The organism is Sporosarcina sp. FSL K6-3508 (genome assembly GCF_038615825.1).
Lineage (GTDB): Bacteria > Bacillota > Bacilli > Bacillales_A > Planococcaceae > Sporosarcina > Sporosarcina newyorkensis.
This window is the reverse complement of sequence record NZ_CP152016.1, coordinates 1,069,577-1,093,088: the sequence shown is the minus strand read 5'-3', so window position 1 is coordinate 1,093,088 and position 23,512 is coordinate 1,069,577. Positions and strand designations below refer to the sequence as shown.

Below are 23,512 nucleotides of genomic sequence, written 5' to 3'. Positions count from 1 at the left end.
CCCCTTTTCTCAATTCAAAAACAACTCATGAGAAAGTAATCCCCATGAGTTGTTTAATTTCTAGTTGTTTTATTTCGTCATCATATGGATTGGCTTACCAAGAGCAACTTCAGCTGCTTCCATGGAAATCTCGCCAAGTGTAGGATGCGCATGGATCGTCATAGAAATATCTTCAAGAGTCATTCCCGCTTCAATGGCTAGTCCCATTTCAGCAATCATGTCAGAAGCATTTTCACCAACGATTTGTGCACCTAGAAGCAAACCGTCTTCCTTACGTGCAACAAGCTTCACGAAGCCGTCTGTTGCATCCAAAGAAAGTGCGCGACCATTTGCAGCAAACGGGAATTTACCGCTTAATACATCATAACCTTCATCTTTTGCTTGTTGTTCATTCAAACCAACAGTAGCAAGTTCAGGATCTGTAAAGCAGACAGCCGGAATAGCCAAGTAGTCTACTTCAGATTTCTCACCAGAAATTGCTTCAGCTGCGATTTTCGCTTCATAGGAAGCTTTATGAGCAAGTTGTGGACCTGGTACGATATCACCGATTGCATAGACATTCGGAACATTCGTACGGCACTGTTTATCCACTTCAATCAAGCCGCGGTCTGTCATGTTCAAGCCTAGTCCTTCAAGACCGATTTCGTCAGTGTTCGGACGGCGGCCAACTGTCACAAGAACATAGTCCGCTTCAACTTTTACTTCTTCACCGTTTGCTTCATACGTTACTACTACACCATCTTTTGTCTCTTCTACACCTTTAGCAGATGCTTTAACGACAACTTCAACGCCCTTTTTCTTCAGGCCTTTTTTAACGATTTGAGTCATTTGTTTTTCAAAGCCTGCAAGAATGTCATCTGCCCCTTCAATGATCGTCACTTCGGAACCTAAGTTCGCATAAGCCGAACCTAGCTCAGTGCCGATATATCCGCCACCAATAACGACAAGTTTTTTAGGCAATTCCTTCAGATTTAAAGCTCCTGTTGAATTAATTACACGGTCAGTAAATTTGAACGATGGGATTTCGACAGGGCGTGCACCTGTTGCAATGATCACATTATTGAATTTATATGTTTGTGCAGAGTTATCTGTCATCACACGTACTGTATTAGCATCCACAAAGTATGCTTCACCATTAACAGTTTCAACTTTATTGCCTTTTAAGAGTCCTTCCACGCCGCCTGTCAATTTAGAAACTACTCCGTCTTTAAATTTCTGAGCTTTTGAGAAGTCTAATTTGACAGATTCAGTAGTGATCCCCATAGAATCAGAATCTTGAGCTGCTGCATACCGATGTCCGACAGAGATCAGCGCCTTGGATGGAATACATCCTACGTTCAAACAAACGCCGCCTATCGTCTCTTTTTCTACGATTGTTACTTTCTGTCCCAGTTGAGCTGCACGAATTGCTGCTACATACCCTCCTGGGCCTGACCCGACTACGAGTGTGTCTACTTCGATTGGAAAATCTCCTACTACCATGTGCTTTACGCCTCCATTAATAAAAGTGATGGGTTACCTAGTAATTCCTTAAGATAGTTTAACGCTAATTGCCCCGTTACGCCATCAATTACTCGGTGATCGAACACTAAAGATAATGCTAACATAGGTGCTGCTACAATTTCACCATTTTTTACTACAGGTTTTTCAGAAATTCTTCCGACACCTAAAATAGCTACTTCTGGATGGTTAATAATTGGTGTAAACCATTGGCCGCCTGCTGAGCCGATATTCGTGATCGTACATGACGCGCCTCTCATTTCTGAAGCTTGCAATTTACCTGAACGAGCTTTTTCAGCCAATTCATTTACTTCATTCGAAATAGAGAACACGGATTTACGATCTGCATTCTTCACGACAGGTACCAAAAGGCCGCGATCTGTATCTGCCGCAATCCCAATATTGTAATAATGTTTCTGAATCAATTCTTCCGTCGCATCGTCCAGTGATGTATTCAGTTGCGGGAATTCACGAAGAGTCGCTACCAAAGCTTTGACAACATACGGCAAGTACGTCAGCTTAATGTCTCTTTCCGCTGCAATCGCTTTGAATTCTTTTCGGTGTGCAACAAGTGCTGTGACATCTACTTCATCGAGCAATGTAACATGCGCTGCTGTATGCTTGGAATTCGACATAGCCTTCGATATCGCTTTACGTATAGGAGACAATTTTTCACGTGTTTCAGAGAATTCACCTTCAAAAACAGGTTTCTGTTTTTCTGAAACAGTTTCATCCACCGCAGGCTCTTCTGTTTGAGGAGCTTCTGCGCTTGGCTGTTGCTGACCGCCTGCTTTAAATGCATCGATATCTTCTTTAAGTACCCGGCCGTTTTTCCCGCTACCTGTAACGCTTGAAATCGTTACATCTTGCTCTCTTGCATACTTACGGACAGAAGGCATAGCGATTACTCTGCGATGTTCATCAGCAGATTGTGAAGAACCCTCTTGTTTTGTTCCGACAGGTTGGTGATCATCAGCAGGCTGCTCCGGCTTTTTCGCTTCGGCTGCGCCAAACGCCTCTTCCACTTGTTCATGTGATTTTTCAGCGCTCGCTTCTTCGGATGAAGAATCTTGACCAGCGCCCTCATCATGATCCGGAATATCATGATCCGGTGCGTCAAAACGAACTAACTTATCGCCAACAACTGCCACTGTGCCTTCATTGACATAGATTTCTTCAACTGTACCTGATACAGGTGATGGGATTTCCACCACGGCTTTATCATTTTGTACTTCTAGCAATGTATCATCTTCCTGGATCGAATCGCCTGGTTTCACAAACCATTTTACGATCTCTCCTTCATGTATACCTTCCCCAATGTCCGGTAAACGAAATTCATAGGTCACGTAATTCACCCTTTCTGGATTGTCTTACAATTGGTCTGATTAAAATGTCAGTACTTCTTTTGCTTTTGCTGCTATATCTTTCGCATTCGGAAGCCATGTATTTTCACCAGCTGCAAACGGATAAACAGTATCTGGCGCTGTTACACGCAATACAGGCGCTTCCAAACTCAAAATTGCTCGTTCAGTGATTTCCGCTACGACATTCGCTGCGATCCCTGCTTGACGCTGCGCTTCTTGAACAACGATCACGCGATTGGTTTTTTCGACAGAGTTAATAATTGTTTCGATGTCGAGTGGCTGAATCGTCCGCAAGTCGATTACTTCCACAGAATACCCTTCTTTTTCCAACGCTTCCGCAGCTTTCAGGCTTTCTTGAACCATCGCACCGTAGGCAATGATCGTCAAATCTGTTCCTTCACGCTTAACATCTGCTTTCCCTAACGGAATTGTATACTCCTCTTCAGGTACTTCCTGTCTGAATGAACGATATAATTTCATATGCTCTAAGAATATTACAGGATTATCATCCCGAATCGCAGAGATCAACAAGCCTTTTGCATCGTAAGGTGTAGAAGGGATGACGACTGTTAAACCAGGCTGCGCTGCCACAAGGCCTTCTAAACTATCTGCGTGCATTTCCGGAGTAGCTACCCCGCCGCCAAACGGCGCACGAATCGTGACAGGTGCATTGAAGTGGCCACCCGTTCTAAAGCTCATTCTAGCCAATTGTCCGCTAACGGAATCCATTACTTCAAATAAGAAGCCAAAAAATTGAATTTCCATGATGGGACGGAAGCCGGTCAACGCCAGCCCGATTGCCAATCCGCCAATTCCTGATTCGGCAAGCGGCGTATCGAATACACGCTCTTCCCCGAACTCTTTATGAAGGCCTTCCGTCGCCCGGAAGACACCTCCGTTTGCACCTACATCTTCCCCGAACAACAAAACATTTTCATCCGCTTTTAGTTCAGTGCGAAGTGCTTCTGTAATTGCTTGAATCATTGTCAACTGTGCCATCGATCAATTCGACTCCTTTCCAACATACACATCCAATTGTTCTTGTAAATTAAATGGCAGATCGCCTTTATACATGATTTTCATAAAATCGCTTGCTTTTTGTTTTGGAGCCGCATCTGCTTTCTTAATTGCTTCTTTAATTTCTTCTTTCGCCCGTTCAATAACTTTTTCTTCCTGTTCTTTAGACCAGATGCCTTTGCCCTCTAAGTAAGTTCTGAAACGAACGATCGGGTCACGTTTTTCCCATTCGCTGTCAATATCAGATGTACGATAGCGTGTTGGGTCGTCCCCAGCCATTGTATGTGGTCCGTAACGGTAACACATCGTCTCGATCAATGTTGGACCGTCGCCATTGATTGCACGCTCTCTTGCGTCACGAGTCGCTACATATACCGCCAACGGATCCATGCCGTCAACCAGAACACTTGGCACGCCTGCAGCCACGCCTTTTTGAGCTAGTGTCTTTGCAGCCGTCTGCACATCCCGATGAGTAGAAATTGCATATTGGTTATTTTGGATAATGAAGATTGCCGGTACTTTGTAAGCTCCCGCGAAGTTCAACCCTTCATAGAAGTCACCTTGAGAAGTACCACCGTCACCTGTATATGTTATAACAACTGCTTTCTTTCCTTTTTTCTTATAACCCAGACCGACTCCCGCTGCCTGTATATATTGAGCGCCAATGATGATCTGAGGAGGAAAAATATTTAAACCATCCGGAATAACGCTGCCTTCATAATGGCCTCTTGACCATAAAAACGCCATATCTAACGGCCAACCGTGGAAAAGCAATTGAGGCACATCACGGTAACCTGGAAGAATGAAATCTTCTTTTTCCAAAACATACTGAGAAGCAAGCTGAGAAGCTTCTTGACCTGCCGTAGGAGCATAGAAACCTAATCTCCCCTGTCTGTTTAAAGAAATGGAACGTTGATCCAAAATTCGTGTATAAACCATGCGAGTCATCAATTCAACTAATTCTTCGTCAGGAAGTTTCGGATCTAGGTCCTTATCTACGATTTTTCCTTCTTCATTGAGAATTTGCACCATATCAAATTGGCTTTCAATCAGTTGAAGCGCTTTCACCGGATCATACTGATTTCCTTTTTTAGCTACCATATCTTGATCTCTCCTTCGTATCTGTATTATATTGTTTTCGAATAAAATTAATACAACTAACTATATTTCCAAGTATACTCAAAACTGAGCGCTTGGTCAAACATTGTATTTAAAGAGTTTCCGCTCATTACCTGTCTTTTCAAAAAACAATCTGTACTAAAACAATATGACTTCTGTATTGGTACAGATGCTGCAATTCCACTGTTTGACTAGTCAATATTCCTCCCGAAATTAGACTCTCCAAAAAAGCAGGGTATATTCTCCCTGCTTTTCTCTTTCCTTATTTCGCTTTCTCTAAACTTCCAAACGCACGTGTTTGTAATCGATTGACCTCATTTGTGGATTTATTGAATTCGTCTATTTTCTGTTGAAGACCAGAAGTTAAGATATTCACTTCCTTAACTTGTTTTTGTAATTGGCTGGAGCGAATTTCTCGGTCTTCCAATTGAGTATACAGCTGAGTTTGTGCATCAATGAGTTTTTTGTAATCCGAAATCAATTGCTCATGTTTTTCAAAACGTTCTTCTAAAGCTTGAATTAGTTTTTCCAACGTCTCTTTTTCTGCTTTGTCCACTATGTCAATCAACGCAGACAACTTGTCTGCCGCTTCTCTAGCCTCACTTAAAGCTTTCTCTTCTTTTTCTATTATGATCGTTCGTTCTCTTGCTGATTTTTTCAAAGATGCAACTTGCTTTTTCACTTCTGGATATTGTTCTTGGGTTAGTTCCATCGTATCGGTGAATCGTTTTTGTTCTTTTAATTCTTGCTGGTTCAGCTTTTTCACGTAGCTTATTCCTTGTTTCTCCTTTTCATTCACGTCGGCCAGCGTGTCTGTAAGCTGCTGTTCCACTGTCTGGTCTTCAGAGCATGCACTCAACACTGCGACCATTGCAATTATCAATATTATTTTCTTCATAGAAGAAGCCTCCTAAACTATTCTCCGTACTTTTCTCTTTCACCATTTTTCAGGTTCGTTTATACTAGTAACAACCATATCCGAAAGGAAGAGTAGAAATGATTTTAATGAAAGATATTATTCGTGAGGGGCATCCAACCTTGCGCGCGAAAGCAAAAGAGATGACTTTCCCATTAAGCGTTGAAGATCAACAATTATGTGATGACCTATTAGAATATATAGTAAACAGTCAAGATGAAGAGCTCTGTGAAAAATATAACTTACGTTCAGGAATCGGTCTAGCAGCACCTCAAGTGAATGCTTCAAAAAGAGTATTTGCTTTGCATATACCTGACGATGAAAAACCTTTGACGAACTTCATTGCCATTAATCCGAAAATCGTAAGCCACTCTGTAGAAAAAACGTATATTTCTTCTGGAGAAGGCTGCTTATCTGTAGACCGTGACGTACCAGGATATGTCCCACGTTATTCGCGCATCACAATTAAAGCATATGATAAAGAAGGCAATGAAATAAAGAAACGTTTAAAAGGGTTACCTGCCATCGCTTTTCAGCATGAGCTGGATCATCTAAACGGCATTATGTTTTATGACCATATTGATGAGAATGCTCCTTATAAAGATATCCCAGGTGCTATCCCATTCGAAAGAGAGTAAAGGAATAAAACTTGACAGAGAGTTCAGATTATGGTATAGTCTTGTCAAGGAGTGATGAAGCCATGTACAAACGTCTTAAACGCAAATTGCTTAGACGACTGAATGGCCTGCTCGGTAAAAAGACTATTGCCTAGACTTTTACGCCCGCCAAGCAATTGGTGGGCTTTTCTTTATTTTAAAGAAATTAAGTGCTATTATGAAGAATATGTTTTATATCGAACGTAAAAAAGGAGAGTTCATTATGATTTTTAAAGTTTATTACCATGAAAACGTACACCAAGTTCCAGTCCGCGAAAACACACAGAGCTTATACGTTGAAGCCGAAACAGAGAAGGCCGTCCGCGATCAGTTGCAAGACCGCCAGATTATGATCGAATACATTCAAAAGCTGGAAGGCGAACATTTAGAGTACGAACAAGCTTCCCCTCACTTCCAGGTCGAGCAGGTCTAAATAAATGAAGTCGATTAAAAATAACGAAACGGCCGTATTTGCCCTAGGCGGACTAGGTGAAATCGGTAAAAATACGTATTGTGTGCAATTCCAAGATGAAATTATCATCATTGACGCTGGGATTAAATTTCCTGAAGATGACTTGTTAGGCATTGACTATGTAATTCCTGATTACACATATCTTGAACGTAATGTCGACAAAATCAAAGGACTTTTTATCACGCACGGACATGAAGACCATATCGGCGGAATCCCTTATCTATTGCGCAAAGTAAATATCCCAGTCTATGGAGGAAAACTTGCGATTGGTTTATTACGTAATAAATTAGAAGAACACGGATTGCTTCGTACTACGAAGCTACATGAAATCGAAGAAGATGATTTTATTAAATTCCGTAAAACAGCCGTATCTTTCTTCAGAACAACGCACAGTATACCAGACGCTTTTGGTGTTGTAATCAAAACACCATCCGGCAATATCGTGCATACAGGAGATTTCAAGTTCGATTTCACGCCTGTAGGAGAACCTGCGAACTTGCACAAGATGGCGAAAATCGGAAGCGAAGGCGTGCTATGTCTACTATCAGATAGTACAAATGCCGAAGTTCCGAACTTTACAATGTCCGAAAGAAAAGTCGGAGAAAGCTTGAATGATATCTTCCGTACTGTAGATGGACGAATCATTTTCGCTACTTTCGCTTCGAATATCCACCGTTTGCAACAAGTGATCGAAGCCGCTCAAAACTTCAACAGGAAGATTGCTGTTTTCGGACGCAGTATGGACAATGCCATCACGATCGGACGAGAACTAGGTTATATCGATGCACCAAAAGATTTATTCGTCGATTCCCAATCACTCAATCGTCTGCCTGCAAATGAAGTGATGATTCTTTGTACGGGCAGCCAAGGGGAACCAATGGCGGCACTATCACGTATTGCAAATGGTACGCATAGACAAGTACAAATTCAGCCGGGTGACACGGTGATTTTCTCATCTTCTCCGATTCCTGGCAACACGCTCAGCGTCAACAAGACGATAAATTCGTTATTCCGCGCAGGAGCAGAAGTCATCCACGGTCCGTTAAATAATATTCATACATCCGGTCACGGGTCACAAGAAGAACAGAAGTTGATGCTACGTCTGATCAAGCCGAAGTACTTCATGCCGATTCACGGTGAATACCGTATGATGACGATGCATGAACAACTCGCTGTAGATTGCGATGTAGAGCGTGAAAATGTATTCATCATGGCGAACGGTGATGTGCTTGCACTTACTGATCAAACAGCCAGACTTGCCGGCCGAGTTCCTTCTGGGGATGTCTACATTGACGGAAGCGGCATCGGCGATATCGGCAATGTAGTATTGCGCGACCGCCGAATTTTATCAGAAGACGGTTTAGTCATCGTTGTCGCAACGATCGATACGAAGAAAAACCGCCTTGTATCCGGTCCTGATTTGATTTCCCGCGGATTTGTTTACATGCGTGAATCAGGCGCCATGATCAACGAAGCGCAATATATGCTTTCCAAAACATTGAAACGGAAATTGGAAACTAAGCCAGATTCCGTTAATCAATTGAAAAGTGATATTATCGACACACTCGTTCCGTATCTCTACGAAAAAACAAAACGTAAGCCGATGATTCTTCCGGTTATTATGGAACTATAAAATGGTATACAAAAAGCAAGTGCATCTAATCTGCACTTGCTTTTTTGTTAAGTATTAGTGTAGCGCCTTTCGTTCAAAACGATGAATATCTAAATCCGAACCGATGACAATCAATATATCATTGACTTCGATTTGTTCTATCGCTTGAGGGGACACCAGAATGTGCGTACCTCTTTTGATCGCGACGATATTTACTCCAAACTTAGCACGGATATCCAAATCAATCAGGGAAGATCCCGCAAGATGATCGTTTGCTTGTATCTCCACGATGGAATATTCATCCGACAGTTCCAAGTAGTCCAGTATGTTATTGGAAACTAAATTATTTGCAATACGCTTCCCCATATCACGTTCAGGATGGACGACTTGATCTGCCCCTATCTTCCGCAGCACTTTCTCATGATAATCATTCTGCGCTTTGACTGTGATCCGAGAGACACCAATTTCTTTGAGAATCAACGTGGTTAAAATGCTAGCTTGAATGTTTTCACCAATCGCGATGACAACATGCTCAAAATTTCGAATACCTAAAGATCTCAAAGCCGCTTCATCTGTCGTATCGACCGCTACTGCTTGTGTAGCAATGTTCGCAAACTCATCCACTCGTTCCTGTGATTTATCAATCGCCATAACATCCGCTTCAAGTTCGATCAGTTCTTTGACAATACTGCCGCCAAAACGCCCTAAACCGATGACCACAAATTCTTTTTTCATATCCATGCTCCTCACATTACGCAGAAACCATCCGGCTCCCTTGCCTTATCGTAATCCCATTTTGAATTTCTGGAATAACTCATTATACACTCCGAGCGTCTCCAGTCCCAAATTCTTATACACTTCCAAATGTTCTCTCGCCTCTTCATCCGGATAGAATCTTTCATCTTCCGTGATTTCCTCATCCATGAAGGATAACGCTTTAACATTCGGCGTAGAGTAACCTACGTATTCCGCATTTTGCGCTGCAACTTCAGGGTCCAACATGAAGTTGATAAATTTATAGGCACCTTCAATGTTTGTAGCAGTGCGAGGGATAACAATATTATCAAACCACAGATTCGATCCTTCTTCAGGCACGATATAATCAATGTCTTCGTTTTCTGAGATCATATCTGCCGCTTGACCCGACCATGTAAGTGCGACAGAAGCTTCGTTGTTAATCATCAACTGGGTAACTTCATCACCAATTACAGCTTTTACATTGGGGCCCATTGTTTCAAGTTTATCCGTAGCCTCTTTCAACTCCTGCAAGCTAGTCGAATTCAATGAATAACCAAATGAATTCAATGCGACACCAAGTACTTCCCTTGCACTGTCGACTAGAATCACCTTCTGACGCAATGATGCGTCCCATAAACTTTCCCAACTCTCGAAAGTCTGTCCGTCCAAAAGAGATGGATTATAGGCAATGCCCAGCGTCCCCCAAAAGTAAGGAATCGAATATTTATTTTGCGGATCAAACGCGAGATTCATAAAATACGGGTCAATATTCTTGATATTCGGGATTTTATCAAAGTCCAAAGGCAGTAATAAATCCTTTTGCTCCATCATTTGAACAGCGTATTCTGAAGGCACCGAAATATCATAAGAAGTACCGCCCTGCTCAATTTTCCCCATCATTCCTTCATTTGAATCAAACGTTTCATATATTACTTTAATACCTTCCTGTTCTTCAAATTGCTTCAACAGTTCCGGGTCGATATATTCTCCCCAATTATAGACGGTTATCGTATCTTTCCCTACTCGCCCATGTTTATTTTCAAGCTGGAGGTTGATGAACAATAAGACAAAAGAAACGAGCAAAATGGTTGCCGCACTGCTTAAAAGCCCTTTCATCTCTTCACCCCCTGGTTAGGTGATTTCGTTTTATTGCCGATGATATAATAACCCAGCACCAATACCATGGTAATAACGAAAATCAAGCCGGACAGCGCATTGATCGTCAATGTAATACCTGTTCGAGCCATTGAATAGATTTCAACCGACAACGTCGAGAAACCATTCCCTGTCACGAAAAAGGTCACCGCAAAGTCGTCCAATGAATACGTCAACGCAAGAAAGAATCCAGCGAAAATCCCCGGCTTAATATACGGCAGTACTACACGTGTCAGAACGTCTCTGCGAGAAGCCCCGAGATCGAGTGCAGCATCCACTAGAGAAGTGCTCATCTCAAGCAGCTTAGGCAGCACCATAATCACCACAATCGGTATACTGAACGCAATGTGTGAGATTAAGACGGAAGCAAATCCCAGTTTGACACCGATCAGTGTAAATAATATTAAAAATGATGCACCGATGATTACATCCGGGCTGACAATTAAGATATTATTCAATGACAATACAGTTTGCCGCATGGATTTATTTTTCATGAAATAAATTGCTAACGCTCCAATTACCCCGATGGTTGTAGATAATAAGGCAGACAGCAAAGCAATAATTATCGTATTCATGACGATGATCAAAAGGCGTGTGTCCTGGAACACCGCTTGATAATGTTCCAAAGTAAAGGATTCAAAATTAGACATCCCGCCACCGGAATTAAAGGAATAATAAATGAGATAGAAAATAGGAGCATATAAAACTACAAAAACTAGGGCCAAATAGATCCTTGGCAGACTACTTAGTTTTCCCATTAGCGGAGGCTCCTTTCTCTTTTCCTGATGTCAGCAACATGATCAAAAACATGAAGATAATGAGGAACACTGCTATCGTCGATCCCATTCCCCAGTTTTGTGTTACTAGGAATTGCTGCTCAATTGCGGTCCCTAACGTAATCACTTTGTTGCCCGCGATCAACCTGGTGATCATGAACAAAGAAAGCGCAGGAATGAAGACGACCTGCACACCCGACTTCACACCATCGATCGTCATTGGCCATACGACCCGCTTAAACGTTACCCAACTGCTCGCACCCAGATCTTTCGAAGCGTCAAGCAAAGTCGGGTTGATTTTATCAAGCGAATTGAAGATCGGTAAAATCATAAATGGTATAAAAATATAGACCGATACGAATACAAAGCTGAAATCTGTAAATAAGATCTGCTGACTGCCGATTCCGATCGTTTCCAAAAAACCATTGATCGGCCCATACAGCCCCATCAAACCAATGAATGCGTAAGTCTTCAATAGAAGATTAATCCAAGAAGGAATGATGATCAACAGCAACCACAATCGCTTATGCTTTGTTTTTGTAAGGAAATAAGCCGTCGGATAGGAGATCAGCAAAGAAAAAAAAGTAATTAGAAATGCATACCAAAAAGAACTCATCGTCAACTTAAAATAGATTGAACTGAAGAAGTTACGATAATTACCTAGCGTTAAATTCCCCGACAAATCAAAAAATGAATAATAGACTATGACCGCTATCGGAGCGAAGACAAATAACAGCATCCACACAGCATACGGCACGGCATAAACAAAGCGCAGCGGATTATTCTTCATCTTCCGCCACTCCAAACGACTCCAGACGTGCATCAAAGTCTTCTTCCGATTCATTCAATCGCATGACATGAATATCCGCCGGAGCAAAATCCAATCCAATCATCGTGCCTACGTCTGCAGGCTTCGTCGAATGGACCAACCACTCATTACCGTCCGTGTCGTAAGTAGATAATTCATAATGAACTCCGCGGAATAGCTGTGTATCTACTGTGACACTCAGCTTCCCTTTTTCAATCGTGGTCATCTCCAGATCTTCGGGACGAATGACAATGTCTACTTTCTCATTCGGATAAAATCCACCGTCCACACAGTCGAATTGCTTACCTGTAAACTCCACTAAATAATCTTTGATAATCCTTCCAGATACAATATTTGATTCACCGATAAAATCTGCAACAAAACGGTTGATCGGTTCATCGTAAATATCGATTGGGGTGCCGGATTGCTGGATCTCTCCATTGTTCATTACGAAAATTTCATCCGACATCGCAAGCGCCTCTTCTTGATCGTGTGTTACAAAGACGAATGTTTTTCCAAGTCTCTGTTGCAGTTCCCGCAATTCATACTGCATTTCTGACCGCAACTTTAAATCGAGCGCCGATAAAGGTTCATCCAGCAAAATCACTTCAGGGTCATTGATAATTGCTCGTGCAATAGCAACACGCTGACGCTGGCCACCTGACATTTCTGTGATTTCTCGAGATTCATAGCCCGCCAAATTGACAAATTTCAACGCTTCTTTCACTCTGCGGTCAATTTCATTCTTTTTTACTTTTTTAATGCGTAATCCAAATGCTACATTTTCATATACATTTAAATGGGGAAAAAGTGCATAATCTTGAAATACAGTGTTCACTTGTCGTTCGTTTGCCGGAACAGAATTAATCTTCTTTCCATTGAAAAGAATTGTGCCATCCGTAGCTTCTGTAAATCCAGCAATCAAACGTAAGATTGTAGTCTTCCCACAACCAGAAGGGCCAAGCAATGTATAAAATTTCCCCCGCTCCATTTCAAATGAAACGCGATTGAGTACAGTCGTCGACTCGTCATATCGCTTCGTGACATTTTCAAAGCGGATAATCGGTTGATTTGTCAATATGATTCCTCCTTACACTACTCTACTTATTACATATACTACATGAAAACTTATAAACCTAATCATTATACACAAAACGATCCCGAAAGCAAATATCCTCATGGTTTCAAGCGAAAATATAACATACAGGAAAATAGTCATGAAAATTGTTTTTTTGCAACGGGCATAGTAAAATAAAGCCATTGATTAAGGAGGGATTCAGTTGGAAGACCATTTGTTTTTTTATTTGGATTCTGATGCCAAGCGGAATCGGAAAACAGAACCAGCAACGAGAGAAAATCAACTAGAGGGAATCTTTCTTGTAAACAAGAAGAAAATCCGATCTTGGAAAGAAATGGCCTCTCATTGTATTGAGTGTATGGAACCTCTGCATTATAGCGATAAGTTTGATGCACGCTACTGCAAAGACTGCGATGAATGGCGTGAAATGATCTGTGATCCCAATTGCCAAACCTGCCAATCGCGACCATTGAAGCCCTCTGACTGCCAACAAGATTTTGAGTAAGCTTACACTTAGCTTGCCCAATTTCTTCGCATATACTATCTTCACTAACATTTACTAATTGTTATAATTTTCAAGTCAATCTAATTGTATTTGGATTCACTATTTGATAGTCTATATAAGAATTGTGCAATACAGACTAGGTTTTGCATACAAGATTAATTGGAGGGGTTTATAAATGGCTGAGCGCATGGTAGGTAAACAAGCTCCAGATTTCACAATGGAGGCAGTATTAGCTGACAAATCTTTTGGGAAAGTTAGTTTACAAGAAAACATTAAAAACGACAAATGGACAGTTCTTTTCTTCTATCCAATGGACTTCACTTTTGTTTGTCCAACAGAAATCACTGCGATGTCTGATCGCTATGATGAATTCGAAGACTTGGATGCTGAAGTAATCGGCGTATCCACTGATACCATCCATACACATCTTGCATGGATTAATACAGATCGCAAAGATAATGGCCTTGAACAACTTAACTACCCACTTGCAGCAGATACGAACCATGCAGTATCACGTGATTACGGCGTATTGATAGAGGAAGAAGGAATCGCATTACGCGGTCTTTACATCATCAATCCTGAAGGAGAACTTCAATACCAAACAGTTTTCCATAATAACATTGGTCGTGATGTGGATGAAACTCTTCGTGTACTGCAAGCATTGCAAACTGGCGGCCTTTGCCCTGCAAACTGGCGCCCGGGTCAAGAAACACTTTAATTTACTCCGATTTCAAGATGGACAAGCAACCCCACGCATGACACCAATCGTGGGGATTTTTTTATAAAATTTATTCTTTTACACTTAGCTAGGAGGAACTTTGGATGAAATTACGTACACAAATGCCTGAACTCCAAGGTGCGACAACTTGGTTAAACGGTGAAACTACTAAATCTGAACTAGTTGGAGAAAAACCGACACTGATTCACTTTTGGTCTATTAGTTGCCACCTTTGTAAAGAAGCAATGCCAGATGTAAACAACTTCAGAGATCAATATAAAGATGAACTCAACGTAGTAGCTGTGCATATGCCGCGTTCAGAAGACGATACCAATCTAGAAGAAATCAAAAAAGTAGCAGCTGAGCATGATATAACTCAACCCATTTTCGTAGATAGTGAACTAAAGTTAAGCGACGCATTCGAAAACCAATATGTGCCTGCTTATTATGTCTTTGATAAAGATGGACAGCTTCGCCATTTCCAAGCAGGCGGCAGCGGTATGAAGATGCTCGAAAAGCGTGTCAATCGAGTATTGGATGAAATGAAAAAAGAAGATTGATCACGCAACCGGTTCCTTAGACTAGGAACCGGTTTTTTCTGTTTCGATCAAACCAAAGAAAATTACAAGCACAGCAAGTGTCATCCTCTTTGCTTTATGATACGATAGACAAAAAGTTCCTAGAAAGCGAGCAGTCGAATGGCCATACAATCAAAAAACTTTGCCCTCTACATCTTAATGTTCAACATGTTTATCGCGATGGCAGGAGTCGGACTTATTATTCCAATCATGCCCGAATACTTAGGAACATTTGGAGTAGCAGGACAAGCACTCGGACTCTTAATTGCAATATTTTCATTTGCTCAATTTATTTTCTCTCCTTTTTCTGGAAACCTTTCAGACAAACACGGCAGAAAACGTATTATCATTATCGGTTTAATTATTTACGGATCATCTCAGTTAGCTTTCAGCTTATCAACTGATCTTTGGATGTTGTATATTGCCCGCTTCTTTTCCGGCTTCGGCGCTGCTTTTATCATCCCTCCGACAATGGCTTTTGTTGCGGACATTACATCTCTCGAAAACCGTGGTCGCGGCATGGGACTTCTCGGCGCATCCATGTCATTAGGCTTTATGATTGGTCCTGGAATCGGCGGATTTCTATCGAAAATTAGTCTGGTCTTTCCATTCTATGCGGCAACGGGTGCATCCTTCTTCGCTGCGATTTTCTCACTAATTTTCTTGCCCAACCCTAAACCTGTTTTACAGGGTGCAACGACTGCTGAAAACCTATTACAGCAAATGTGGCGTTCTACAAAAACCCCATATTTTGTGATGCTCATTGTTATGTTCGTCTTTTCTTTCGGATTAGCGAACTTCCAATCTACCATTTCACTCTATGTCGATCACAAATACGGTTATACACCTTCTCAAATCGCAGTTATTATCACAGTCGGTGGATTTGTCGGTGTTATTATTCAGACTTTCGTCATCGATCGACTCTTCAGGCGCTTTGGTGAGATGCGTATAATATTGATTAATTTAATCGTCGCTGCATTCGCCATGCTCGGCATCTTGTTCGTCAATACATTTTTCACAATCTTGTTGGTGGCAACGATCTTTTCTACCGCCACTTCCTTATTGCGACCAGCAGTCAATACACTCGTTTCAAAATTAGCCGGAAAAGAGCAAGGGTATGCCGCCGGGATGATGAATGCCTATATGAGCTTAGGCAATATGGTCGGTCCCGCTACGGCCGGCTACATTTTCGACATCAATATGAGTTCTCCATACGTAGTCGGTATGTTCATCCTGTTACTATGCTTTTCTCTCGCAGCCTATTGGGCAAAGAGCAACAAAGAGCTTCTGCAGTCTTCAAGGACTACCTAATCCACAGCAAAAAGGCCTTCCTCTATGGAAAGGCCTTTTTATTAATGTTTTCCATCCAGACGCCAGAAGAATGGGCGAATGGTAAAAGAACCGTTGACCTACGTTCCAAATGGATGCTTTCTAAACTTCAATTAAGCTTTTTATCAAACTAAACGCAAAAAAGTAGAATATCAATAGTGTGTATATCGGGATTTGCATTCCAGACGGTACGCTTCACGGAGGGCACCCCTTCTCTAGCTCAAACTCCCGAACCAATGCCGCTATTTATCTTAAAGCTGAAATCCCAAAGTGCTGTGAATACAGTATTTGTGCTTTTTATGATTGCTTCGTTAATATCTCGGCATGCTTTTGAACGATTTCCACGAATGCCTTTACTTGCTTCAGTTCAAAAGTGGAGTTGTAGCCGATTAGCCATGTATCTCGCGTCAGCTCAAATTCCTCTTCACTATTCAACAAAGGAATACGATTCACACGCTCGTCGCCTGAGAGCGTGATGGAAGGTAAGATCGCATAACCAATCCCATTTAAAGCCAATTGCTTACACGTCTCTATTTGATCCACAATAATTTGGCGGCTTGGGTGTTGATTGAAATGCTTGTTCCACCAGCGCTGTATTTCCATATAATAATTCGAATCGCTTTTAAACTGGATAAAATGCCGATTCGTATCTTTCAACTCGTCGATCGTCGATATTTCTCGATCGACTAAATATAACTGATCACGGAATAAATACTTTCGATTGCTTTTCCAGTCCGTCTGGCCTCTGACAATCCCAATATGCGCTTCTCCTTCATACAGCGCATTGGAAATTTCAGAGCTCCAGCCGGTCATCAATGAAATTTTGGCATCCGGATACAAAGCCACATACTCTTTCAATACTTGCGGGAGCCATGTCTGACCAATGATGGATGCACAGGCAATCTTCAGCGTTCCATGCACTTTATCCTCAAGTGATGCAATCAACTCCAACGTTTCATCCCGTTTTGCTAAAGACTCTCTCGCATAGGCGATCACATGCTCACCGGCAGGCGTAGGTTCAAGCCCTTTTTGGGAACGTATGAACAACTGCATTCCCCATTCCTTTTCAATTGTTTGCAGTCTTTGAGAAAGCGCAGGCTGGGATAAATGTAATCGCTCCGATGCTTTTCGCATATTTCCTTCTTCTGCCAGCGCTTTTATAATATCTAACTCAGTTGTCGACATGTTCATACACCTTTCCTCGAGGTATTCGTAAAATCAGTAGTAAACTTATCCATGCAAATATGGCAATTGCAATATAGACCCAATGCAACGAGTTTTCTAAACCGGTTTGCAAGCTTACAAGCTCTTTAATCGGTATTAACGATCGGCTTTCTTCCGTCAGCAAGCTATTTACATCATCTACGGAATACGTTAACTTTTCTGCCGCAAAATAAGAAAGCAATGTACCATTCAAAATAGCACCGAAGACGGAAGCACCTAGCGTATTCCCAAAGTTTTTCATGAACATATTTGCAGCTGTGGCAGAACCTCTTTGCGCTCGCGATACAGCACCTTGAATCGTCACGATAAACGATGTGTTCGTCAGCCCCATCCCAACCCCAATGAAGAAGCTCGAACACGCTGCCCAAATCGGACCTAAACCAGCATTCATGAAGACGAACATCATCGAGCCGACCACAAGTGATATACCGCCGGCAAACGAAACGAGAAACGGTCCAAAACGAATGAGCAGATGCCCGGCTAACGATGAGGCTAATGGCCAGCCGATCGACATCGCGGTCAATGCAAATCCAGCTATAATCGCCTTCTGTTCCATAACACCAGATACATACGTAGGTAAGTAGGATGAAATACCGATTAAAATAATACCAGTTGTTAAGGAGACTAAATTCGCATACAAAATGATGGGATTCTTCCAGATGCTAAACGATATGAGTGGATCCTTTGCCAACTGTTCTTGTCTAAAAAATAAAAAGAACATGACAGCAGATACTGCTAACAATAGCAGTCCAATTAAAGAGAACCGTCCAAATGCTTGTCCACCTTCCACAAGCCAAACTAAAATTGATGACAAAGCGATCGTTAGCAAAACCGCTCCTCTATAATCAACCGATGCGTTGCGCGTCTCTTTTGGCTCATGCAAGAAAAAGAAGATGCCTGCCATGGCAAGAATTCCGAGCGGAACATTCACCCAAAAGACAAACTGCCAGTTCACGTATTGAACAAGCAAACCGCCAATGACTGGACCGGAAACCGCAGAAATCCCCCAGACGCTTGATAAGTATCCTTGAATCTTTGCTCTCTCCTCGGTTGAGTATATATCTCCAACAATCGTCGTGGCAATAGGCATGACAGCCCCTGCTCCTATTCCTTGTACAAGGCGGTAAATGATCAATTGTTCCATCGAACCCGCAAAACCGCATAATATGGAGCCTATCAAAAAAATCGTCAATCCTACAAAGAATATAGGTTTCCTTCCAAAGACATCTGCTAATTTCCCATAAATCAATACGGTGACGGTACTCATTAATAAATACGAGGAAAATATCCAGCTATAACGTGAAAAACCGCCTAGCTCAGATGCGATAGTCGGCATGGCAGTTGTAACGATCGTCGCCTCAACAGCTCCGACAAACATTGCCAGCATCACTGCCGCAAGCACGAGCGGACGCATTGTTTCCTTTTGCACTGAGCGCTCAACTCCATTCTAGATAGAAAAAGACTCCATAAGAGGAGCCTTGTTGTCATCTAACTATACAAACTATCAATTTATGCTTGAACATTATAAAGATATTTCTTAAACTCTTTCATAACTACTCGTCTAGTTAAAATACCTGCAAACGTCCCATCCTCTTCTGTCACGCATAAAAATGGATGATTAATCAACAGGTCCATCGCTCGTTGAAAACGTTCATTTACTCGAATCGTCGGAAGCGATGTTTCCATAATCTCATCTACCTTAATATTCTCTAATCGTTCATATTCAATACGTTCTAAACCTAAAATGGCATCTGTAATCATACCTATCCCGAGTAAGCCTTTTAAATGATACTGGTGATCAAGTACAGGGATGGCAGAATAACCTGTCTTCGTTAAAACGAGAAGAGCGTGTTCTGCGTTATTACCGATTTGCACATGAGCAACTTTTTCTGAAGAAATTATTTGGTCAGCAATCGGCGCAAAGAGAAACTCTTTATTATTTATAGAAACCATACGTAATCGCTCCTTCTGTTCGTCAAATCGTTTAACTATCAATGAAAAAGTAAAAGTATCCGCTTCCATTCCATCATACCACAAATAGCCTTTTTTCACCTCAAAACATGAATTGTTTCCAAAAACAAAAACCTCTTCCTTCATTAGGAAGAGGCCCAATAATAAAAAATTACAAACAAGGCAAAGAAAGTGGCGATAAGTATGATCCAGAGTATCGGATTAATCGTATAAGGATGCTCTGCTACCGTCTCAGGAATTTGGTCTTTTTCATTCAATTGCAGCGAACGACTCGATTTTCTGACTGCAGCCAAACAAATCCACAGCATAATAGCACTCACAAAAATCATAGGCCATAGCCATATATCCCACATAATCCATCACTCCTTTTGCACATCCATTACAATAAAGTTTGTGCAGAAGGCAGAAATTTATGTGTCTCTTTACACATTACTGATGAATTTCTAAATAGTCTCGTTCAATGACTTCTGATGGCACAGCCTTACTGTATAGAAATCCTTGCGCAATCCGGCATTTGGATTCCTTCAAAATTTCAGCCTGTGAAACGGTTTCAATTCCTTCAGCAATCACATTCATACCTAAGCTATGTGCTAAATTAATGATCGTTTTGGCAATTGCTTCATTTTTGGCATCCATTTCGATATCTTGTATAAAAGAACGGTCTATTTTAATTATATCGATCGGATATTTTTTTAAGTAACTCAATGAAGAATAACCCGTTCCAAAGTCATCAACGGAAATAGTAAAGCCCATCTCTTTAAGTTGTCGTAAAGACTTTAACGTTTCATCCGGCCTCATGAGCGCACTCTCTGTTATTTCAATTTCAATACAATTCGTCTGTAATTCGTATTTACGTACGGTATCAAACAGTTTAACGCAAAAATTTTCTGATCTGAACTGACTTGGTGAAATATTGATCGCAACTTTCACAGGTTTATACTGTTTTTTTTGCCACTCTTTCAAATGCTGGCACACTTGATCGATAACCCAGTCCCCAATTACATGAATAATACCGGAAGCTTCAGCAAGTGGAATGAAGTCGGCTGGAGAAACCTCACCAAACTTGCGATTATTCCAACGCAGTAAGGCTTCAAAGCTTGTGGACGTCCCCGTTTCTAATTCCACTTGCGGCTGAAAACAAACTTTCAATTCATCAAACTCAATTGCACGCCGTAAGTGAGATTCCATCAACGCTTCATTTGTAAACGTTGCCTTCATATCCTCTTCAAAATATCGAAAATGAGCACGGCCTCGTTGTTTTGTGACGGACAAAGCTTGCTTGGACTTTTCCGTCAGCTCATCAATGGTATTTCCGTGTTCAGGAAACGTAGAAATACCTATAGAAATAGATAAATAATATTCTTGGCCGTTAAACAGAAAAGGCTTTTTAAAAGAACGTAACACTTCATTACAAATTCGCTCCGTTTGGGCGAAGCTGTATTCCTGAACGAGAAAAATAAACTCATCTCCACTATTACGATAAACTTTCTCACCCGCTGTACAAATCTTTCTTAAACGCTCAGCAACCATCCTCAAGATTTGGTTGCCTGCCATATAGCCCAGTGACTCCACTATCACTTTAAAACGATCAATACCTAAATGAATAACGCGGAGTTTCCCCTTTTCATTCACAGCCTGAAGTGAATCTTGGGCGAAATGAATTTTCAACATTCGGCGGTTCCACAGTCCTGTCAAGTGATCATGGTATGAAAGATAATACATTTTAGAATTACTGATCAAATAGTTTGGTAATTCCTTTAAGATGACTTGTGTCTCCAGATGCTCTCCCTTCACTACAACAGGCAGTGCTTTTAGCGAAACCAGCAATTCATGGCCTTTTTGATGCATTAGCTCGATATGCGGCAATTCAAATGTCTTTCCAAGTTTCACGTAAGACCATAACTGCCTGAAACTTAGCTGATCTACTTCACTTACAAGCTGATGAAACGGCTTGCCGATCAATTGTTTCGGCTTATAATTAAGTAGTTTTTTTATCATAGGGTTGCAAAATGTAATTTGTCCTTGTCCATTTAATGTAAGCAGTGCGTCTGAATTGGAAAATAGAAGGGATTGATATTTTTCTTTCCATAGCTGATTGGCATTCCGGGAGACAGAATTCTGAAATTCCAAGAGAAGTAAAAAACCTTTAGAGGAATCAGCTAACTCCTTCATAGTCATTTTCAATGGCTCTTGTCCGATAATAGAAATCTGGCATGAACCTAGAGTAGCAGCTTTTTCTACTATAGCTTCTCGGATTGCTGACCAATATAGACCAAAAAACTGCTCAGGCGAATGTTTACTCGATGAAAAGAATGATGTAGAACTTTCATTTGTATACAAAATCTTCATATGTTGATTGGAGCTTACATCTAAGATGACGACCATAGTAGAGTGAGCTTGCGGCTCTTCCTTTTGAAGAAAATGATCAAATGGTTCTTCATTGTTCATTTTGAGACGCTTCCTTTCGTTTACAAATTCTATTGTGCACTTTTAATTATTTTTAATACTTAAGATATAGTTAGATTCACCTTTATCAATAAGTATACAGCTATTTAATCTGCTATAAAAGACTAGATACCTAGATTATACTTCCCTTTGTGACTATTCATGTAACGTTTCCTAAAGACAAGTTAATTGAATAGAAAAAGAAGCAAAGGGACTAGAACGCCCCTATGCTTCTTTACTTAATCGATATATTGTTTAATCAGGACTTGAGTACCTTTTTCTCCGTATCCTTGATCCAGCAATTCTATATACATTTTGCGCGCAAGCTTCAGGCCCGGTAACTCTAAATTCAATCTTTCCGTCTCCTGTAACGCAATATTTAAATCTTTCACAAAGTGCTTCACAAAAAAACCAGGCTCGTAGTCTTCTTTAATGATTCGCGGACCGAGAGCCGATAAACTCCACGAACCGGCGGCACCCGAAGCTACCGACTGCAGCATAGTATCTGGATCCAGTCCTGATTTCATAGCATAAGCGAGTGCTTCACACGCACCAATCATATTTCCTGCCACTGTAATTTGATTGCACATTTTGGCATGTTGCCCCGCTCCTGCATCGCCTTGATAGACAATTTGCTTTCCAAAAACAGAAAGTATCGGCAACAAACGATCATATAGCGCTTTTTTACCGCCACACATAATAGAGAGAGTGCCATTTTGTGCGCCTATATCGCCGCCGGAAACGGGTGCATCGAGAGTGTGCATCTGCAGCGACTCTGCTTTTCGAGCTATAGCAATAGCCAACTCCGGGCTCGATGTTGTCATATCGACTACCGTTTGAGAAGGACGACCATTCGCAAAGATGCCGTTCTCTGACAGATAAACCTCTTCCACATCTGTCGGCATGCCAATCATCGTAAAGATAATATCTGCTTCACGCACAGCTTCTCCTACAGAGTCTGCCCACCGCGCGCCAAGCTCAACCAAAGGATCCGCTTTAGACTTCGTCCTTGTATACACCGTTACATCGTAGGATGCGTTTACTAAATGTTTTACAATACTCGCACCCATCACACCGGTCCCAATAAATGCTATCTTTTCATTTTTCATTTAATCACTCCTTACAATATATTTATATATTCCATCGTATAGGAGTCAGAATTTATTTACAATAAAGGATACAAAAAAAGAGGACCAATCTTATAAATAAGATTGATCCACAAAAGGGGGAAATGAGAATGTTGCTGTGTTCAATTATATTATGCCCCCTTTTCGTATATATAAACATAAATTACAAATTTTTTTCAAAACTTTTTTCTTTTTGTCTTTCATATTCATTTATCAGTAAGTCCAGCTCACGACTCAGAATAATTGTACGCTCAGAATGCATCCCCTCATGTTGAGCGACTTCTATTAACTGGTTTCTAAGACATTCGATTTGAATTTCAAAGTTACAGTTCAAACACTACACCTTCCATCATAATAGGCTACTTTTTATATTATACTAAAAGCATGAATAATTAGCTCTATGA

24 protein-coding genes are annotated in these 23,512 nt (G+C 41.2%); 7 read left to right on the top strand and 17 right to left on the bottom strand.

Annotation, left to right across the window (positions count from 1 at the left end; translation table 11 throughout):
- Positions 1-69: 69 nt before the first annotated feature.
- The 5 genes from lpdA to MKX97_RS04980 all read right to left on the bottom strand — a co-directional run bounded on the left by lpdA (position 70) and on the right by MKX97_RS04980 (position 5,898).
- Positions 70-1,482, bottom strand: a complete 1,413-nt coding sequence (lpdA, locus tag MKX97_RS05000) for a dihydrolipoyl dehydrogenase (protein WP_342537122.1) — start codon at positions 1,480-1,482, stop codon at positions 70-72.
- Positions 1,483-1,487: 5 nt separating this feature from the next.
- Complete coding sequence (locus MKX97_RS04995) at positions 1,488-2,846, bottom strand: dihydrolipoamide acetyltransferase family protein (protein WP_342537121.1); 1,359 nt, start codon at positions 2,844-2,846, stop codon at positions 1,488-1,490.
- A 39-nt stretch (positions 2,847-2,885) separates the two neighbouring features.
- The gene (locus MKX97_RS04990) at positions 2,886-3,863 is read right to left on the bottom strand and encodes an alpha-ketoacid dehydrogenase subunit beta (RefSeq protein WP_340758493.1); all 978 of its coding nucleotides are present in this window, start codon (positions 3,861-3,863) and stop codon (positions 2,886-2,888) included.
- 3 nt (positions 3,864-3,866) lie between these two features.
- Positions 3,867-4,982, bottom strand: a complete 1,116-nt coding sequence (gene pdhA, locus MKX97_RS04985) for a pyruvate dehydrogenase (acetyl-transferring) E1 component subunit alpha (protein WP_009765654.1) — start codon at positions 4,980-4,982, stop codon at positions 3,867-3,869.
- 280 nt (positions 4,983-5,262) lie between these two features.
- Entirely contained in the window at positions 5,263-5,898 is a 636-nt protein-coding gene (locus MKX97_RS04980) for a YkyA family protein (protein ID WP_342537120.1), read from the bottom strand.
- Between the two features lie 98 nt (positions 5,899-5,996).
- Between MKX97_RS04980 and def the strand changes: the two genes are divergently transcribed.
- From def to MKX97_RS04965, 3 genes are all read left to right on the top strand, one after another.
- A complete protein-coding gene (def, locus tag MKX97_RS04975) occupies positions 5,997-6,554 on the top strand; it encodes a peptide deformylase (protein WP_009765656.1) in 558 nt (185 codons plus the stop codon).
- Between the two features lie 241 nt (positions 6,555-6,795).
- Entirely contained in the window at positions 6,796-7,005 is a 210-nt protein-coding gene (locus MKX97_RS04970) for an RNA polymerase epsilon subunit (protein WP_040758295.1), read from the top strand.
- Between the two features lie 4 nt (positions 7,006-7,009).
- A complete protein-coding gene (locus MKX97_RS04965) occupies positions 7,010-8,677 on the top strand; it encodes a ribonuclease J (protein ID WP_009765658.1) in 1,668 nt (555 codons plus the stop codon).
- A gap of 54 nt (positions 8,678-8,731) precedes the next feature.
- On the opposite strand, the gene MKX97_RS04960 is transcribed toward MKX97_RS04965, so the two are convergent.
- Genes MKX97_RS04960 through MKX97_RS04940 form a run of 5 tightly spaced genes read right to left on the bottom strand, consistent with a single transcriptional unit; the run spans position 8,732 to position 13,211 of the window.
- Positions 8,732-9,391, bottom strand: coding sequence for a TrkA family potassium uptake protein (locus MKX97_RS04960; protein ID WP_078817846.1), 660 nt, complete (start codon positions 9,389-9,391; stop codon positions 8,732-8,734).
- Positions 9,392-9,436: 45 nt separating this feature from the next.
- Complete coding sequence (locus tag MKX97_RS04955; protein ID WP_342537118.1) at positions 9,437-10,510, bottom strand: ABC transporter substrate-binding protein; 1,074 nt, start codon at positions 10,508-10,510, stop codon at positions 9,437-9,439.
- Positions 10,507-11,307, bottom strand: coding sequence for an ABC transporter permease (locus MKX97_RS04950; protein WP_342537117.1), 801 nt, complete (start codon positions 11,305-11,307; stop codon positions 10,507-10,509). The genes MKX97_RS04955 and MKX97_RS04950 overlap by 4 nt, the downstream gene beginning before the upstream one ends.
- Entirely contained in the window at positions 11,291-12,115 is an 825-nt protein-coding gene (locus tag MKX97_RS04945; protein ID WP_342537116.1) for an ABC transporter permease, read from the bottom strand. Before MKX97_RS04945 ends, MKX97_RS04950 begins: the two co-directional genes overlap by 17 nt.
- Positions 12,105-13,211 carry an ABC transporter ATP-binding protein gene (locus tag MKX97_RS04940; protein ID WP_009765664.1) on the bottom strand — a complete coding sequence of 369 codons (1,107 nt, stop codon included), beginning with the start codon at positions 13,209-13,211 and terminating at the stop codon, positions 12,105-12,107. Before MKX97_RS04940 ends, MKX97_RS04945 begins: the two co-directional genes overlap by 11 nt.
- Before the next feature lie 202 nt (positions 13,212-13,413).
- On the opposite strand from MKX97_RS04940, the gene MKX97_RS04935 reads away from it, so the two are divergent.
- From MKX97_RS04935 to MKX97_RS04920, 4 genes are all read left to right on the top strand, one after another.
- Positions 13,414-13,716 carry a hypothetical protein gene (locus tag MKX97_RS04935; RefSeq protein ID WP_342537115.1) on the top strand — a complete coding sequence of 101 codons (303 nt, stop codon included), beginning with the start codon at positions 13,414-13,416 and terminating at the stop codon, positions 13,714-13,716.
- 175 nt (positions 13,717-13,891) lie between these two features.
- Positions 13,892-14,434 carry a peroxiredoxin gene (locus tag MKX97_RS04930; protein ID WP_078817851.1) on the top strand — a complete coding sequence of 181 codons (543 nt, stop codon included), beginning with the start codon at positions 13,892-13,894 and terminating at the stop codon, positions 14,432-14,434.
- Positions 14,435-14,538: 104 nt separating this feature from the next.
- Positions 14,539-14,994 (top strand): TlpA disulfide reductase family protein, encoded by a 456-nt coding sequence (locus tag MKX97_RS04925; RefSeq protein WP_078817852.1) that lies wholly within the window; start codon positions 14,539-14,541, stop codon positions 14,992-14,994.
- 138 nt (positions 14,995-15,132) lie between these two features.
- Complete coding sequence (locus MKX97_RS04920) at positions 15,133-16,323, top strand: MFS transporter (protein ID WP_221837003.1); 1,191 nt, start codon at positions 15,133-15,135, stop codon at positions 16,321-16,323.
- 315 nt (positions 16,324-16,638) lie between these two features.
- Here MKX97_RS04920 and MKX97_RS04915 read toward each other — a convergent pair whose 3' ends face one another.
- The 7 genes from MKX97_RS04915 to MKX97_RS04885 form a co-directional block, all read right to left on the bottom strand.
- Positions 16,639-17,526: a LysR family transcriptional regulator gene (locus MKX97_RS04915; RefSeq protein ID WP_342537114.1), complete on the bottom strand. Its 888-nt coding sequence runs from the start codon at positions 17,524-17,526 to the stop codon at positions 16,639-16,641.
- Positions 17,513-18,979, bottom strand: coding sequence for an MDR family MFS transporter (locus tag MKX97_RS04910; RefSeq protein ID WP_342537482.1), 1,467 nt, complete (start codon positions 18,977-18,979; stop codon positions 17,513-17,515). The genes MKX97_RS04915 and MKX97_RS04910 overlap by 14 nt, the downstream gene beginning before the upstream one ends.
- Before the next feature lie 95 nt (positions 18,980-19,074).
- On the bottom strand, positions 19,075-19,518 hold the full coding sequence (gene cbpB, locus MKX97_RS04905; protein WP_009765673.1) for a cyclic-di-AMP-binding protein CbpB: 444 nt from the start codon (positions 19,516-19,518) through the stop codon (positions 19,075-19,077).
- A 143-nt stretch (positions 19,519-19,661) separates the two neighbouring features.
- Entirely contained in the window at positions 19,662-19,889 is a 228-nt protein-coding gene (locus tag MKX97_RS04900; protein ID WP_009765674.1) for a hypothetical protein, read from the bottom strand.
- Positions 19,890-19,965: 76 nt separating this feature from the next.
- Positions 19,966-21,984, bottom strand: a complete 2,019-nt coding sequence (locus MKX97_RS04895) for an EAL domain-containing protein (RefSeq protein WP_342537113.1) — start codon at positions 21,982-21,984, stop codon at positions 19,966-19,968.
- 236 nt (positions 21,985-22,220) lie between these two features.
- Complete coding sequence (locus MKX97_RS04890) at positions 22,221-23,090, bottom strand: NAD(P)-dependent oxidoreductase (protein ID WP_342537112.1); 870 nt, start codon at positions 23,088-23,090, stop codon at positions 22,221-22,223.
- A gap of 181 nt (positions 23,091-23,271) precedes the next feature.
- Positions 23,272-23,442, bottom strand: coding sequence for an aspartyl-phosphate phosphatase Spo0E family protein (locus MKX97_RS04885; protein WP_078817856.1), 171 nt, complete (start codon positions 23,440-23,442; stop codon positions 23,272-23,274).
- Between the last annotated feature and the right edge of the window lie 70 nt (positions 23,443-23,512).

What these genes read in the sequence shown, in the direction of transcription:
- lpdA (WP_342537122.1), bottom strand. Translation starts at nt 1,482, where the DNA reads ATGGTAGTAGGAGATTTTCCAATCGAAGTAGACACACTCGTAGTCGGG.
- MKX97_RS04990 (WP_340758493.1), bottom strand. Translation starts at nt 3,863, where the DNA reads ATGGCACAGTTGACAATGATTCAAGCAATTACAGAAGCACTTCGCACT.
- pdhA (WP_009765654.1), bottom strand. Translation starts at nt 4,982, where the DNA reads ATGGTAGCTAAAAAAGGAAATCAGTATGATCCGGTGAAAGCGCTTCAA.
- MKX97_RS04980 (WP_342537120.1), bottom strand. Translation starts at nt 5,898, where the DNA reads ATGAAGAAAATAATATTGATAATTGCAATGGTCGCAGTGTTGAGTGCA.
- def (WP_009765656.1), top strand. Translation starts at nt 5,997, where the DNA reads ATGATTTTAATGAAAGATATTATTCGTGAGGGGCATCCAACCTTGCGC.
- MKX97_RS04970 (WP_040758295.1), top strand. Translation starts at nt 6,796, where the DNA reads ATGATTTTTAAAGTTTATTACCATGAAAACGTACACCAAGTTCCAGTC.
- MKX97_RS04965 (WP_009765658.1), top strand. Translation starts at nt 7,010, where the DNA reads ATGAAGTCGATTAAAAATAACGAAACGGCCGTATTTGCCCTAGGCGGA.
- MKX97_RS04960 (WP_078817846.1), bottom strand. Translation starts at nt 9,391, where the DNA reads ATGAAAAAAGAATTTGTGGTCATCGGTTTAGGGCGTTTTGGCGGCAGT.
- MKX97_RS04955 (WP_342537118.1), bottom strand. Translation starts at nt 10,510, where the DNA reads ATGAAAGGGCTTTTAAGCAGTGCGGCAACCATTTTGCTCGTTTCTTTT.
- MKX97_RS04950 (WP_342537117.1), bottom strand. Translation starts at nt 11,307, where the DNA reads ATGGGAAAACTAAGTAGTCTGCCAAGGATCTATTTGGCCCTAGTTTTT.
- MKX97_RS04945 (WP_342537116.1), bottom strand. Translation starts at nt 12,115, where the DNA reads ATGAAGAATAATCCGCTGCGCTTTGTTTATGCCGTGCCGTATGCTGTG.
- MKX97_RS04930 (WP_078817851.1), top strand. Translation starts at nt 13,892, where the DNA reads ATGGCTGAGCGCATGGTAGGTAAACAAGCTCCAGATTTCACAATGGAG.
- MKX97_RS04925 (WP_078817852.1), top strand. Translation starts at nt 14,539, where the DNA reads ATGAAATTACGTACACAAATGCCTGAACTCCAAGGTGCGACAACTTGG.
- MKX97_RS04920 (WP_221837003.1), top strand. Translation starts at nt 15,133, where the DNA reads ATGGCCATACAATCAAAAAACTTTGCCCTCTACATCTTAATGTTCAAC.
- MKX97_RS04915 (WP_342537114.1), bottom strand. Translation starts at nt 17,526, where the DNA reads ATGTCGACAACTGAGTTAGATATTATAAAAGCGCTGGCAGAAGAAGGA.
- MKX97_RS04910 (WP_342537482.1), bottom strand. Translation starts at nt 18,979, where the DNA reads ATGCGTCCGCTCGTGCTTGCGGCAGTGATGCTGGCAATGTTTGTCGGA.
- cbpB (WP_009765673.1), bottom strand. Translation starts at nt 19,518, where the DNA reads ATGGTTTCTATAAATAATAAAGAGTTTCTCTTTGCGCCGATTGCTGAC.
- MKX97_RS04900 (WP_009765674.1), bottom strand. Translation starts at nt 19,889, where the DNA reads ATGTGGGATATATGGCTATGGCCTATGATTTTTGTGAGTGCTATTATG.
- MKX97_RS04895 (WP_342537113.1), bottom strand. Translation starts at nt 21,984, where the DNA reads ATGAACAATGAAGAACCATTTGATCATTTTCTTCAAAAGGAAGAGCCG.
- MKX97_RS04890 (WP_342537112.1), bottom strand. Translation starts at nt 23,090, where the DNA reads ATGAAAAATGAAAAGATAGCATTTATTGGGACCGGTGTGATGGGTGCG.